The organism is Stenotrophomonas sp. JAI102 (genome assembly GCF_013409105.1).
GTDB classification, from domain to species: domain Bacteria; phylum Pseudomonadota; class Gammaproteobacteria; order Xanthomonadales; family Xanthomonadaceae; genus Stenotrophomonas; species Stenotrophomonas maltophilia_AA.
Genome location: NZ_JACCCI010000003.1, coordinates 202,736 through 219,243, shown reverse-complemented (window position 1 = coordinate 219,243; position 16,508 = coordinate 202,736). Strand labels below are relative to the sequence as shown.

Here is a 16,508-nt window from a genome sequence, read left to right as displayed (position 1 = left end):
GCGCCCATATACCGCATTGAAAGGAAGCAACGCCGTGAATCGAGTCTATCGCCTGGTCTTCAACCGTACCCTGGGTGTCATGCAGGTCGCCTCCGAGCTGGTGACCGCACCCCGCGGAGGCTGCGATGCGCGCGGCGGCAACACGATGGCCACGCTGCAGCCGATGAGCTTCGCGCTGTGGCTGGTGCTGGGTTGGGTGGGCCTGGTGCAGCCGCTCTCCGCGCAGCAGGTGCCCGATGCCGGCCGCATCATCGCCGACCCTGGCGCACCGGCCCAGCAGCGGCCCACCGTGGTCACCTCGGCCAACGGCACACCGCAGGTCAACATCACCACGCCGAGCGCGGCCGGTGTGTCGCGCAACCAGTACCAGCAGCTGGATGTCGGCCGCCAAGGCGTCATCCTCAACAATTCGCGCACCGACGTGCAGACCCAGATCGGCGGCTGGGTGCAGGGCAATCCGTGGCTGGCCACCGGCACCGCGCGCGTCATCCTCAATGAAGTCAACGGCAGCAATCCCAGCCACCTCAACGGCTATGTCGAAGTGGCCGGTGCCCGCGCCCAGGTGGTCATCGCCAACCCGGCCGGCATCCAGATCGACGGCGCCGGCTTCCTCAATGCCAGCCGGGTCACCCTGACCACCGGCACGCCCATCCTCAACAACGGCGCGTTGGAAGGCTACCGGGTCCAGGGCGGCGCGATCCGCGTGGCTGGCGCGGGCCTGGATGCCAGCCTGACCGACTACACCGACATCATCACCCTCTCGCTGCAGGTCAACGCCGGTATCTGGGCCAACCAGCTGCAGGCCAGCCTGGGCACCAACGTGGTCAGTGCTGACCACAGCAGCGTGACCGCGCAGGCTCCGGCCGGTGGCACACCGGCCTTCGCGCTGGATGTCGGCGCGCTCGGTGGCATGTATGCCAACCGCATCTGGCTGGTCGGCAACGAGCATGGCGTCGGCATGAGCAACGCCGGCAAGATCGGCGCGCAGGCCGGCGAGCTGGTGGTCACCGCCGATGGCCGGCTGGAGAACACCGGTGCGCTGCACGCGCAGCAGGACACCCGGATCACCGCCGCCGGCGGCGTGGCCAATGCGGGCACGCTCAGTGCCGAGCGCGAGCTGCGCGTGGAGACGCCCGCCGATCTGGACAACAGCGGCGGCACGCTCAATGCCCGCCGTATCGAAGTGAACGCCGACGCGCTGCGTAACCGCGGCGGCAGCATCGAACAGGTGGGCACCCAGACGTTGCAACTGAGCGGCGCGGACATCAGCAACGTGCAGGGCAGCATCGGCACGGTGGCCAGCGCCTCGCCGGGCCAGGGGACCGAGGGTGGCACCCCCGGCGGCAATACCAGCCAGCCCGGCAGCGGCGGCACCCCCGGCACCGGCACGCCCACGCCGGGCCAGGGCGGCACCGGCGGCACCACGTCGCCCACGCCTACCGCCCCGCTGGCAGCAGGCGCACTCAACATCGCCACCTCGCTGGACAACGACGGCGGCGCCATCGATGCCACCGGCATCCTGCAGCTGAGCGCCCGCAACAGCCTGGACAACAGCCGCGGCACGCTGGGCGTGCAGACCCTGCAGGTGCAGGGCGAAGCGCTGCGCAATGTCGGCGGCCGGCTGGAGGTGCAGGGGGCGGCCTCGGCCCAAGTGCAGACGCTGGACAACAGCGGCGGCCACCTGGCGCTGGCGCAGACTTTCCAGCTGCAGGCACAGTCGCTGTTCAACCGCGGCGGTACCCTCGCGCACGGTGGCAGCGCGGCCACCGCATGGTCCATCGGCACGCTGGACAACAGCGACGGCAGCCTGGCCAGTAACGCCATTACCTTCGGCCTGGACCTGGGCCATCTGATCAACACCCGCGGCAGCCTCAGCCATGCGGGCAGCAACGGACTGCAGCTGCGCGCTGATCGCCTGGACGGCATGCAGGGCACCATCGCCACCGCCGGCGACATCGCCCTGCAGCTGGGCAGTGCCGACCACCGCAAGGCGCAGTTGATCGCCAACCAGATGAGCCTGACCGCCAGCGACTTCGACAACCGCGGCGGGCGTGTGCTGTCCACCGGGCAGCAGGCCAGCACGCTCAGCGTGCAGGGCACGCTGGACAACGGCGATGGCGGCACCCTGGCCAGCAATGGCGATCTGCAGATCACCGCAGCGCTGCTGGGCAATGCCGGTGGCACCGTGCAGCAGGCCGGCACCGGCAGCCTGCGCATCGACGCAGCCAACCTGCAGGGCCAGGGCGGCACCGTGCTCAGCAACGGCAGCCTGCGGGTACAGGGCGACACCACCAACCTGCGCGATGGCACCACCTCGGCGCAGCGTATCGCGATCGACACCGGCGATCTGATCACCGCCGGCGGCACGCTCACCTCGGCCGGTACCGACGTGCTGGACCTGCAGGTGGCCCGCACCCTGGACAACACCGGCGGCACGCTGGGCAGCAACGGCGCGCTGGCCATCGACAGCACAAGGTTGATCAACACCGGCGGCAAGCTGATCGCCGCCGGCACCGGGCAGACGACCCTGCACGCCAGCGAGTCCCTGCAGAACCAGGGCGGGACGCTGTCCACCAATGGCGACCTGCGCATCGAAGCCGACCGCCTGCTCAACAGCGGCGGCAGCATCGATCACGCCGGCAACGGCACCCTGCAGATCACCACCACCACGCTGAGCGGCGGTGAGGGCAGCATTGCCAGCAACGGCCTGCTGCAGCTGCAGGCGCAGACGCTGGACCTGCACAAGGCCACCACCCGCGGCCGTGAGGTCGATATCCGTGCCGGGTCGCTGGACAACACCGGCGGCACCCTGCTGTCGCTGGGCGAGCAGGCCATGCAGCTGCGCATCAGCGGCAGCCTGGTCAATGACGGCGGCACCGTCACCGCCAATGGTGCGCAGCAGATCGAGGCAGGCGCGTTGTCCAACCGGGGGGGCGCGCTGAATTCGGCCGGCACCGGCGATACCCGCCTGGCAGTCGCCGGCACGCTGGACAACGCCGGCGGCACGGTCGCCAGCAACGCAGCCGCGTTGCAGCTGCAAGCCGGTGCGCTGGTCAATACCGATGGCACCCTCAGCCACGCCGGTCAGAACGGCCTGGCCATCACCACCGGCCGCCTGGACGGCCAGCGCGGTCGCATCAGCACGGCCGGTGCATTGGAGCTCAACGCCGGGGCCGTCGACCATCGCGGCGCATCCCTGGCTGCCGAGCAGCTGGACATCACGGCGCAGGCGCTGGACAACCGCGGTGGCAGCATCATCGCCACCGGCACCGCCGCCAACACGCTGACGGTGACCAATACCCTGGACAACGGCGATGGCGGCACCCTGGCCAGCAACGGCGATCTGTCGATCAGCGCCACCACCCTGGGCAATGCCGGCGGCACGATCCAGCAGGCCGGCACCGGCACGCTGGCCATCGAGGTAGAAACGCTCAACGGCCACGCGGGCACCATGCTCAGCAATGGGATGCTCGACCTGCAGGGCGACACCCTGGATCTGCGCAACGGCACCACCTCGGCGCAGCAGATCCGCATCGACAGCGAGCGCCTGATCACCGCCGGCGGTCAGCTCAGCGCGCTGGGCACCCAGGCACTGCAGGTGCAGGCACGCACCCTGCTGGACAACACGGGTGGCACCCTCGGCAGCAACGGCGCCGTGGACATCAACGCCGGCCGCTTCATCAATGACCACGGCAAGCTCATCGCCGCCGGCGAGGCCGCCTCGCAGGTGCGCGTGGCCCAGCTGCTGGACAACACCGGCGGCGCGATCTCCGGCAACGGCGATCTGCGCATCGAAGCCGAGGTGCTGCGCAATGCCGACGGCACCCTGGTCGCGGCCGATGCGCTGCACCTGCAGGGCGACACGCTGGACCTGCGCGATGGTGCGGTGGGCGCCACGCAGATCACCGTGCAGGCCGGCAGCCTGGACAACAGCGGCGGCACGCTCAGCGCCACCGGCACGGCGGACATGCTCGTGCAGGTGCGTGACCAGCTGACCAACGACACCGGCACGATCGCGGCCAACGGTGCCCAGCGCATCGAGGCCGGCGAACTGTCCAACCGCGGTGGCACGCTGAGTTCGGCCGGCACCGGCAACAGCCGGATCCAGGTGACGGGGCAGCTGGACAACAGCAAGGGCGTGATCGCCAGCAACGCCGCTGCACTGGAGGTGGCATCGGGCAGCCTGCGCAATGTCGACGGCACCCTCAGCCATGCCGGCACCCAGGGCCTGACGCTGAGCACCGGGCAGTTGCTGGGCCAGAACGGCCACATCGTCACCGCCGGCGCGCTCACGCTGACCGCAGGCGAGGTGGACCACCGCGGCGCGACCCTGCAGGCCACCCAGATCGCGCTGGCGGCACAGGCGTTCGACAACCGTGGCGGTCAGCTCGTAGCCACGGGCACCCAGGCCAACCGCATCACCGTGACCGGTACCCTGGATAACGGCGACGATGGCCTGATTGCCAGCAATGGCGACCTGACCCTCGACGCAGCGGTACTCGGCAATGCCGGCGGTACCGTGCAGCAGGCCGGCAGTGGCCTGTTGGCGATCAACGCCGCCACCCTCAACGGTGCCGGCGGCACCCTGCTCAGCAACGGCACGCTGCACCTGCAGGGCGATACCACCGACCTGCGCGCTGGCACCACCTCGGCCCAGCGCATCCGCATCGAGACCGGCGATCTCACCACCGCTGGCGGCACGCTCACCGCCACCAGCACCGATGCACTGGTACTGCAGGCCCGCGACCGGCTGGACAACACCGGCGGCACCGTGGCGACCAATGGTGCGCTGGATCTGCATGCCTCCACGCTGCTCAACAACGGCGGCAACCTGCAGGCCGCCGGTACCGCCGCCAGCCAGCTGACAGTCGGCCAGGCGCTGCAGAACCGCGGCGGCAAAATCCTCGTTAGCGGTGATCTCAACGTCACCGCGGCCAGCCTGGACAACCAGGGCGGCACGGTGCACAGCGCCACCGACCTGAGCATGGGTGTGGATGGACTGCTGGACAACAGCAACACCGGCCTGATCGCCAGCGGCGGCGATGCGCAGGTGCGCGGGGGCACGCTGGACAACCGCAGCGGCAGCATCGAACAGGCCGGCGAAGGCCAGCTGCAGATCGATACCGGCACGCTGCAGGGCGCCGGCGGCCGCATCATCAGCAACGGCACGTTGACCCTGCAGGGCGAGGCGCTGGATATCCGCGGCGGCACGACCGCAGCGCGCCAGGTCACCGTGACCGCGGGCAGCCTGGACAACGCCGGTGGCACGCTCAGCAGCACCGGTGAGCAGACCATGGTGCTGCAGGTGCGCGATGCGCTGGGCAACGATGGCGGCACCATCGCCGCCAATGGCGCACAGCAGATCAGCGCCGGTGCACTGTCCAATGTCGCCGGTACCCTGAGTTCGGCAGGCAGTGCCGACACCCGCATCGAGGTCACCGGTCAGTTCGACAACACCCGCGGCACGTTGGCCAGCAACGGTGGGGCCTTGAAGGTGCAGTCCGGCAGCGTGATCAATGACGCCGGCCGGATCCACCATGCCGGCCAGAACGGCCTGACCCTGCAGACCGGCAGCCTGCAGGGCCAGAAGGGCAGCATCGCCACCGCCGGCACGCTGACCCTGCGTGCGGAGGCGATCGATCACCGCAACGCCACCCTCAGCGCCGGCCAGCTGGACATCGTCGCCACCGCACTCGACAACCGTGGCGGCACCGTGCTCTCCACCGGTACCCAGGCCAATACGATGCGGGTGGATGGCACCCTGGACAACAGCGACGACGGCACCCTGGCCAGCAATGGCGACCTGCAGATCACCGCGGCTACCCTCGGCAACGCCGGCGGCACCGTGCAGCAGGCCGGCACCGGCACGCTGAGCATCACCGCCGCCACCCTCAATGGCCAGGGTGGCACCCTGGTCAGCAACGGCGCGCTGGCGCTCAGCGGTGACACCACCGACCTGCGCAATGGCACCACCTCGGCGCAGCAGATCCGCATCGACACCGGTGATTTGACCACGGCCGGCGGCAACCTCGTCGCCACCGGCACAGGGCCGCTGGCCCTGAACGTGCGCAACCGCCTGGACAACACCGGCGGCACCCTGGCCAGCAATGGCACGGTGGACCTGCGCGCGGCCAACCTGATCAACAACCAGGGCACGCTGCAGGCGGCTGGCGCGGGCAGCAACCAGCTGCAGGTGGGCCAGGCGTTGGAAAACCGCGGCGGGCGCATTCTCGCCGCGGGCGCGACCGTCATCGGCGCCGCCAGCGTGGACAACCAGGGCGGCACCCTGCAGACCGGCGGGGCGTTGACCATCGGCGTGGACGGGCGGCTGGACAACAGCGGCAAGGGTGTCATCGCCAGCGGCGGCGATGCGCACCTCACCGCCGCTACCCTGGACAACCAGACCGGCAGCATCGAGCACGCCGGTGAAGGCACGCTCGCCATCGAAGTGACCGAGCTGCTCGGTGCGGGCGGCCGCATTGTCGGCAACGGTGCGCTGCAACTGAAGGGCGACACGCTCGATCTCAGTGGCGCCACCACCGGCGCGCGCCAGGTCACGGTGACCGCCGGCAGCCTGGATACCAGCAAGGGCACGCTCACCTCCACCGGCACGCAGGCCATGACCCTGCAGGTGGACAGGGCGCTCACCAACAACGGCGGCACCATCGCCGCCAATGGCGCCCAGCAGATCACGGCCGGCTCGCTCTCCAACATCGATGGCACGCTGAGCGCGGCCGGCACGGGCGATACCCGCATCAACGTGCTCGGCACGTTCGACAATACCCGCGGCGATGTGGCCAGCAATGGCCGTCAGCTTCAGATCGATGCCGCGCGCCTGATCAATGAGGAAGGCACCCTCAGCCACGGCGGCAACGAGTCGCTGACCCTGACGGTCGGCCAGCTCGATGGTGCGAAGGGCACGATCGTCAGTGCAGGTGCACTGGCGCTGCAGGCCGGTGCGGTGGACCACCGCGGTGCCACCCTCAATGCAACCCAACTGACCGTCCAGGCTGAGTCCTTCAACAACCAGGGCGGCACCGTGCTGGCCACGGGCGGGCAGGCCAGCAGCCTGAAGGTCAGCGGCGTGCTCGACAATGGCAACGGCGGCACGCTGGCCAGCAATGGCGACCTGCAGATCACCGCAGCCACCCTCGGCAATGCCGGCGGCACCGTGCAGCAGGCTGGCACCGGCACGCTGGCGATCAACGCCACTACCCTCAATGGCCAAGGCGGCAAGCTGCTCAGCAACGGCAGCCTGACGCTGATCGGCGAGAACACCGACCTGCGCGATGGCACCACCGCCGCGCAGCGCATCCGTATCGAGACCGGTGAACTGGTCACCGCAGGCGGCACGCTCACCGCCACCGGCACCGACGTGCTGGCGCTGAACGTACGCGGCCGGCTGGACAACACCGCCGGCACCCTGGCCAGCAACGGCACGCTGGACCTGCGCGCCGCGCAGTTGCTCAACAACCAGGGCACCGTGCAGGCGGCCGGGGCGGGCAGCAATCAGCTGGCCATCGGCGGTGCGCTGGAGAATCGCGGCGGTCGTATCCTGACCACCGGCAACGCCACGGTCACCGCCACCCGTGTGGACAACCGCGGCGGTACGCTGCACAGCGATGGCAGCTCCACCTTGACGGTCACCGTCGATGGCCTGCTCGACAACAGCGCGCAGGGCACGGTGTCGTCGGGCGGCAACGCGCACATCACCACGCAATCCTTGAACAACGAAGCAGGCACCCTGGCCGCCGGCGCAGCGCTGCAGCTCGACGCGGCCACGCAGGTACGCAATACCGGCGGCCTGATCCAGGCCGGTACCGATCTGCGCGCGACCAGCAACGGCATCGACAACCACAGCGGTCGGATCATCGCCGGCACGGTGGATCTCGATACCCGCGGCTACACGTTGGACAATCGCGCAGGCACCGTGGCCAGCCTGACCGGTGGCGCCGCGCTGCGCACCGGTCAGCTGGACAACAGTGGCGGCCTGCTGCAGTCCGCCGGCAACCTGCGCATCGACACCGCCGGCCAGGCCCTGATCAACACGAATGCCAACGGCAACGGCATCAACAGCAGCGGCACGCTGGAGATCCACAGCGGTGCGTTCGACAACCGCGGCGGTGCGGTGTTTGGCCAAGGCGCGATCACCCTCACTGCCAGCAGCGTCGACAACTCCGCCGGCGGCGCGCTGGTGGGGGCAGGCGACCTGACCCTGCGCGCGCAGTCGGTGGCCAACGCCGGTGGCAAGATCACGGTGGGCCGCCATGCGGACATCGTCCTGCCCGGCGCGCTGGACAACCGCGGTGGCCTGGTGGCCGCCGGCGGCACGCTCGCCCTGCAGGCGGGCAGCATCGACAACCGTTCCACCCTCAGCGCGCCCAACGGCCCCGCACTGGGCCTGCAGGGCAAGCATCTGCAGGTCACCTCCGGCAGCCTGGACAACCAGCAGGGCCAGGTCCTGGCCGACACCATGGTGGTGCAGGTGGGCGGGCTGCTGAACAACACCGGCGGCCAGATATCGGCCGCCGATACGTCCGATATCCGCGCCGACAGCATCGCCAACGCCGGCGGTTCGCTCGTGGCCGGCAACAACCAGATCGTGCGCACGCGTGAGATCACCGGTGACGGCAAGCTGCTCTCGCAGGGTGACATGACCCTGGAACTGGGCCAGAGCCACACCAATACCGGCGAGCTCGCCGCCAACGGCACGCTCACCCTGGCCATCCAGGGCAATCTGGACAACCTGGGCAAGCTGCAGGGCGCCGGGGTGAACATCAGCGCCGGCAACATCCACAATGCGGCCTCCGGCGAGATCAGCAGCGTCGGCCTGACCCGGCTGGTGGCCAGCGGTGAACTGCTCAACCGCGGCCTGCTGGACGGGCGCATCACCCACATCGACGCCGGCACGCTGAACAACATCGGCACCGGCCGCATCTACGGCGACCACATCGCCATCCAGGCCGGCACCCTCAACAACCTGGCCGAAAACGTGGGCGGCGCGCAGCGCTCGGCGACCATCGCCGCACGCCAGCGCCTGGACCTGGGCGTCGGCGTGCTGAACAACCGCGGCCAGAGCCTGATCTTCAGCGATGGCGATGCGGCCATCGGTGGGGCGCTCAACGGGCTGACGGCGGTGGGCAGCGCGCAGCGCATCGACAACCTCAGTTCCACCATCGAGATCGCCGGCAACCTGGACATGTCCGCGCTGGCGGTGAACAACATCCGCGAAAACGTGGTGGTGCAGCAGCAGACCATCCAGCATGGGCCGGTCACGCTCAACCAGCCGGGTTGGTTCCAGAACGGCGACAACTCGAGCGGAAATCTACGCAACACCGCCAATTTCCAGCCCTACGAGGTCTATTACCTCAATCCGGCCGACATCCTGGAAGACACGGCATACATCACGCCTGACGGCCAGCAGATCCGCCGCGCCGTGGTCCGGTTGAACGCCAACACCAGTGCTTACTACTTCGCTCGCGGCGGCTTGCACGCCGGGCGAGGCGAGCGTTCGCGATTGCCTGCGCAGGACGGGACGGTCGTCATCTACTACGTGGGCCGCGCAGACAACCGCAACAATCCGGACCAGCTGGGCGCCGGCGCCGAAGACCCGTTCCGCGATCTCTCGGCGACTCAACCGGGAAGCCCCGCGTTCCGTTACGACTCGGACACCCTGGCGTACAACAACGCCTACGGCACCTGCACCACCACCTGCGTGCAGTTGATCACCTACCCGGACTACGACAATCCGGAGGCGATGCTGATCAACATGCAGCGCCACACCAGCAACACCAATGGCAACGAGAAGACCCGCGTCGCCACCCGTACCACCATCGAAGACGTGCTGGTGTCCGCCGGCCCCGACGCGGTGATCAATGCCGGTGGCCACATGCGCATCGCCACCGATACGTTGAGGAACGAGTACGCCAGCATCGCCGCCGGTGGCAACCTGGCCGTGGTCGGGTTGAACGTGGGTGAATCCTCGATCATCAACACTGCCAAGACGCTGTTCCGCACACACACGTTCAACAATGTCTCCATCTCCTATGGCGGCTCGCGCAGCCAATGGAGTGCCGCGCCGATCTCCGAGCAGATCGGCGTGCTGGGTGCGGGCATCACCGCCGGCGGCAAGCTGAGCATTGATGTCGGCAACCTTCGCAACGAGAACACCGGCCGCGATGCGCCGAACGTGCGCGATGGCGACAGCATGGCCAACCTCAACACGGGTGGACCGGGCGCAGGCTCGGTCGGCCCGGGTGCCGGCGCGGTGCAGGGACCCGGGCAGAGCAACGGCCAGGGCGCCGGCCCGGTGAACGCACAGGGGCCGACGGCGGCCGGCGCGGCACACGGTCAAACCGGTAGTGCGGTACAGGGGCCGGGGCACGCTGGTGGCCATATGGCCGATGGCGCGCACGCCCAAGGACCGTCTGCGGCCGGTGCCGCGCAGGGCGCGGCAGGCCAGGGCCTGCAGGGTGCCGACCGTACCAGCGGCCAGCTGGCCGACGCCGCCAGCGCCCAGGGACCGGGCCAGGTCGGCTCGGCGGGCCCGGGCACGGGCGCCGTACAGGACATCACGGCCGGGCAGGCCGCACAGGCCACGGCCAACGGCCCCACGACCGTGCAGGCCGGCGGCCATGCCGGCAGCGGTGGCAATGGCGCACTGGCCAACAAGCAGGCCGTCGCCGCCGCCGGCAACGACCCGCACGTGGTGGTGACCACCACGCCCAATGCCAGTGCCCCCAGCGCCAGCCTGTTCAACGTGGATGCCAACCGCGGCGGCTACCTGGTGGAGACCGACCCGCGCTTTGCCAGTTACCGCAACTGGCTCAGCTCGGACTACCTGCTGCAGCGCGCCGGCTATGAGCCCTCGCAGACGCAGAAGCGCCTGGGCGACGGCTTCTACGAACAGAAGCTGGTGCGCGAACAGATCGGTGAGCTCACTGGTCGCCGCTTCCTCGAGGGCCATGCCAGCGACGAAGACCAGTACCGCGCGCTGCTGGAGGCGGGTGCCACCGTCGCCAGTGCGTGGGGCCTGCGCCCCGGCGTGGCGCTGACCGCCGAGCAGATGGCCCGCCTCACCAGCGACATTGTCTGGCTGGTGGAGCAGGACGTCACCCTGGCCGACGGCTCCACCGTGCGCGCGCTGGTGCCGCAGGTATACCTGCGGGTGATGCCGGGCGACCTGGACACCAACGGTGCGCTGCTCGCCGGTGCCGACATCGACATCAAGCTGCGCGGCGACCTGGTCAACAGCGGTGCCATCGCCGGGCGCCAGCTGGTGAGCATCGACGCCGGCAACATCCGCAACGTCAGTGGTGGGCAGATCAGCGGTCAACAGGTCGGCCTGCAGGCCACCCACGACATCGACATCATCGGCAGCACGGTCACCGCCACCGATGCACTGGGGCTCAAGGCCGGTGGCAACATCACCGTCGCCTCGACCACGCGCGAGTGGCGCGACAACGGCGACCTGCTGGTGCAGCAGACCACCACGCTGGATCGCGTGGCCGGCCTGTACGTGACCAACAAGGACGGCGCCGGCGTGCTCAGCGTCAACGCCGGTGGCAACGTGGAGCTGCGGGCCGCGCAGCTGGCCAACGCCGGTACCGACGGCCTGACCGCGATCGTGGCCGGTGGCGACCTCAGCCTCACCTCGGTGGCCGAGCAGAGCAGCGTCTCGCTCACCCATGACGCCCGCAACTTCAACAGCCAGAGCCAGTTGATCAACATCGGCACCACCATCAGCGGTGCCGGCGATGTGGTGCTCAGGGCCGGCAACGACCTGAACCTGAGCGCCGCCAACGTTTCGGCCGCCAACGCATTGGTGGCCCAGGCAGGGCGCGATATCAACAGCGTTGCCGTGGTGGACACGCGCACGTTCGACAGCGGTGCCAAGAGCAAGAGCGGCTCGCGCGAGGTCAGCGCCGCCGATGGCTGGGTGCTGGGCAACCAGCTCACCGGTGGCGAAGGCGTTGCCCTGCAGGCCGGCCGCGACCTCACCCTGCAGGCCACCACGGTGGACAGCAGCGAGGGCGGCGTGCTGCTCTCGGCCGGCCGCAACCTGGCGCTGACCACCGCGCAGGAAACCCACGATCTGGTGGTGGACGAAACCACCCGCAAGAAGAAGACGCTGTCCAGCACCACCACCACCACCCATGACCAGAGCTCGGCCAGCTATGCGGTGGGCAGCGCCATCGGTGGCAAGACGGTGGACATGATCGCCGGCAACGATGTGACCATCACCGGCTCCACCGTGCTGGCCGACAACGACCTGCGCATCGCCGCGGCCAACAACATCACCATCGAATCGGCACAGGACACCTACAGCGAGGCCAGCAGCTTCAGCCAGAAGAAATCCGGCATCACCGGGGGCTTCGGCAATGGCGTGGCCTCGGTGGGCTACAGCAGCTCGCGCAGCACCAACGACAGCGCCAGCCAGTCCACCACCCAGGTGGCCTCCGCCGTGGGCTCGATGGACGGCAACGTGCTGATCAATGCCGGCAACCAGCTGACCATCGCGGCCTCCGATGTCGCCGCCGGCAACAATCTCACCCTGGCCGGCAAGGACATCAACCTGATCGCGCGGCAGGACACGCTGGAGACGCAGAGCAGCGCCGCCAGCAAATCCAGTGGCCTCTCGGTGGGGGTGACCTACGATCCCACCAAGGCCTATCGCAGCGCCCGCGATTCCACCACCGACGGCATGGCCGACAGTGGTTCCACCATGGGCAAGATCACCCGCAATGCTGAAGGCGCCGCCTCCGGCCTGCGGGCGGCCACCACCTCCACGGTGATCACCGCGGGCAGCCAGCGCTCCAACAGCAACGAGAGCCAGTCCAGCAGCGATGCGCGGGTAAGCCAGCTCAGTGCGGGCGGCGACCTGACCCTGATCGCCAACGGCGGCTCGATCTACAGCCAGGGCGCGCAGATGGCGGCCGAGGGCGATGCCCTGCTGCTGGCGACCAAGGACATCGTGTTCGATGTCGCCCACAACACCGAATCCAGCACCAGCCAGAGCAGCGGCAAGGGCTGGGGCATCGCCAACAACACCAGTGGCCTGCCGTTCGGCACCAACAATTCGCGCAGCGAAGGCAGCGGCAGCAGCGACACCATCACCGGTACCCAGCTGTCGGTGGGTGGTGGGGTGCGCATGGCGACCAGCGAGGGGGACATCAGTCTCACCGCCGCCAACATCGTGGCCGAGAAGGACGTGAACATCCACGCCGCGGGTGACCTGACCATCCGCAGTGGCCAGGACACGGTGGGCAACACCAACACTTCGCAGAGCAAGGCGATCGGCACGGTGCAGATCTCCGACACCGAGAAGTTCTCCGGCTGGCACCGCCAGGAGCATGACGATGACAGTGCGCAGGTGTCTCAGGTGGCCAGCAACGTCGGCAGCCTGGGCGGCAACGTCAACCTGAGCGCCGGCGGCACCTACAGCCAGATTGCCAGCAATGTGGTGTCGGCCAAGGACATCAACATCACCGCCGCGCAGATCGAGCTGCTCACCGCCGACGAGGTCGGGCACTCCTCGCAGCGCGATGACGATCTGAAGATCGGCGTGTTCGCACGGGTGAAGTCGCCCTTCATCGACCTGATCAACAACGTGGATGCGGCCCGGCAGTCCGACGGTCGCCTGTCGTCCATGCAGAACATGGCAGCGGCCGCCAATGCCTACCAGTCGGCCAGCGCGATCGCCAACGCGGCCGGTGCCGGTGGCAGCGGTGCATTGTTCAATGCCGAAGCCGGTATCGGCTTCAAGACCGCCAACAGCAGTGCCGACAGCAGCAGCGTAGTCTCGCAGGGCTCCACGCTTCAGGCAGGTGGCAACCTCAACCTGACCAGCACCAGCGGTGACATCCATGTGGTGCAGGGCAACCTGAGCGCGGGCAACACGGTGAGCCTGGATTCGGCACGCGACATCCTGCTGGAAGCCGGTAAAGCGCAGCTTGCCGACCGCAGCAAGAGCAGCAACGCCGGCGCGGAAGTGGGCGTGGGCGTGGCGATAGGTGCGCAGACCGGCGTGTACGTGTACGCCGAAGCCAGCGTGGGCAGCAGCAAGTCCAACGCGAACAGCACCACCTGGCAGAACACCACGCTCACCGGCCAGAACATCTCGCTCAAGGCCGAGGGTGACACCACCCTGCGCGGTGCCACCGCGACCGCCGACCGCATCGATGTAGAGACCGGCGGCACGCTGACCATCGAGTCGCTGCAGGACGTTGCGGAAAGCATGTCCAAGAACAGCCAGGTGGGCGGCCGGGTGCAGGTGTCGTTCGGCACGGCCTGGAGTGCTGATGGCTACGCCAGTGGGGGCAAATCCAACGGCAGCTATCAGGGCGTGGGCCAGCAGTCGGGCCTGTTTGCCGGTGACGGCGGGTACCACGTCGATGCCGGTCACGTGAACCTGGTCGGCGGTGCGATTGCCAGCACCAACGCCACCAACAGCGAACTGACCGCGCAGACGCTGACCTTCAGCGACCTGCAGAACCAGATGCAGCACAGCACCAGCTCCGGCGGCATCAGCGGTGGCTACGGCGGCGCGATGGAGGGCAACACGCCGGTGTTCACCGGTGCCACGCCGAACTTCGGCGGTGGCGTGCCGATGCACGAGAAGGGCGGCGACAGCAGCACCACCTACGCCACGCTGACCGAGGGCAACATCGTCATCGGCGGCAAGAAGGTGACTGCCGCCGAGCTGGGCGTGAACACCGATGCCGCCACGGCGCACCGCGCGATTGAGGCGATGCCTAATGCAGAGCTGCAGCTGGCCAACCAGCAGGCGATGGCGAATGCGATGGGCACGGTGGTGGCCACCAGCAAGCAGATTGCTAGGGATATCGGCGACCAGGCAATGCGGGATCTGGAGAATTCCTATCTCTCTACCCTGTCCGATGAGGAGAAGGATCGCTTCAAGAGCCAGAGCGCGGAAGGCAAGTCCAATGAGCTCGCAGCCAGGTTCCCATCCAGCTATAGCGACGCCGTGGCACAGCAGCAGAAATGGGGCATCGGCAGCCAGAATGGCCGCGCGCTGGAAGCGGTGACTACGCTGCTGGTGGGCGTCGTATCGGGCCAAGGCGGCGGGCAGGTTGCGGCCAATGCACTGGCACCGTATGCAGCCCAGCTGATCGGCGACAAGTTCGATACGAACCATGGCAGTGATCCGAACGCCGCGTTGCAGCTGCTGTCACATGCGCTGCTGGGTGCGCTGTTGGCTGAGGCCAATGGTGGTAACGCAGCCAACGGTGCAGGCGCAGCGGCCGGTGGCGAACTGGCGGCGAAGCTGCTGACCGAGGCGCTGTATCCCGGGTATACCGGCGAGCTGAATGATCAGCAGAAGCAGACGATTCTGGCGCTGTCGCAGGCGGTCGGGGCGGTGGCGGGTGGGATGAGCAACGGCGTCGCGGAGGCGGCGCTTGGCACCGGTATTGCGGGCAACTCGGTTGAGCACAACTGGCTAAGCCAAGGCGAATGGGAGCAGTACGAAAAGGCGAAGAATGGCTGTAAGAGCGAGGATGCGGCCAGCTGCGCCGCGGTCAAACGATTCGAAGAAGTGTCCGAACAGCGCGACGCGCATCGTGCCGCCTACATCAGTGCTGCCCGCGACGCGCTAATAACCAACGGCTACGACGTCAACGAAGAGACCATGAAGGCGGTGGACGTCCGCTACTGGCAAACCCAAGGCATGCAGTACAGGGATGCCCGCTTCCTTGGCGTGAACCTGCAGCCCACCATAAAGGGCGCTTACCAGAGACTGACCGAGTACTACGAAGGAGTTGCGGAAAAAGACGGCAATTCAAGCAATCGCTTCATGGCAGGTATCACATCCGGAATCCTTCAAGGCATAGGTCAGACCTGGGGTTCTTGGACCGGGACAAACCCGGGGAATGGATTGGAGGTCGTTGGCGTGGAAGCCATGGACGGCCGCTTCCTGACCGTCGTTGACATCGCGACAGCTGTGCTGGCGGGTGGCACCGGTGGCGGGCGCACTATTGGTAAGCCTTTACTGACCGAGACCGCCGAAGCGTTGGCAGGGCAGGCTGGACGGGTCGGCGGCCGAGTTGGCGTTGAGAACGTCGATCTCGTCGCCACAGGGATACAATGGGGCAAGGGCATCCAGGGGCAGGGCATGCCTTGGGAAAACTATCTGGCGAAGTTGATGCCGGAAGAAGCCAGGTTGCCGCCCAACTTCAAGACGTTCGACTTCTTCGATGACGCGACTGGCTTGGCAATCAGCGCGAAAACTTTGGATACAACCACGCTTTCCCGACTGACCAATCCGCGGCAGATCTTTACGACCCTGAGGGGAAATATTGATGATGCAGCCGCTTTTACGGGACACCGGCTCAGCAATGTCCGCCTGTCCGCATCGCAGATAACGCAGCGTGAGGTCCATGTGGCAATTCCAAAGAACACCGGGTCGACTCAGTGGGACGAGGTTATGAAGGCGGTGGAATACGGCAAGCTTAAGGGAATTACAGTCAAGGTCACCACGGTTGAGTGAT

At 67.9% G+C, this 16,508-nt stretch carries 1 protein-coding gene; it reads left to right on the top strand.

The window, feature by feature from the left end; all coding sequences use genetic code 11:
- The first annotated feature begins 34 nt into the window (after positions 1-34).
- Positions 35-16,507 carry a hemagglutinin repeat-containing protein gene (locus tag HDC96_RS14180; RefSeq protein WP_179460564.1) on the top strand — a complete coding sequence of 5,491 codons (16,473 nt, stop codon included), beginning with the start codon at positions 35-37 and terminating at the stop codon, positions 16,505-16,507.
- Position 16,508 lies beyond the last annotated feature (1 nt).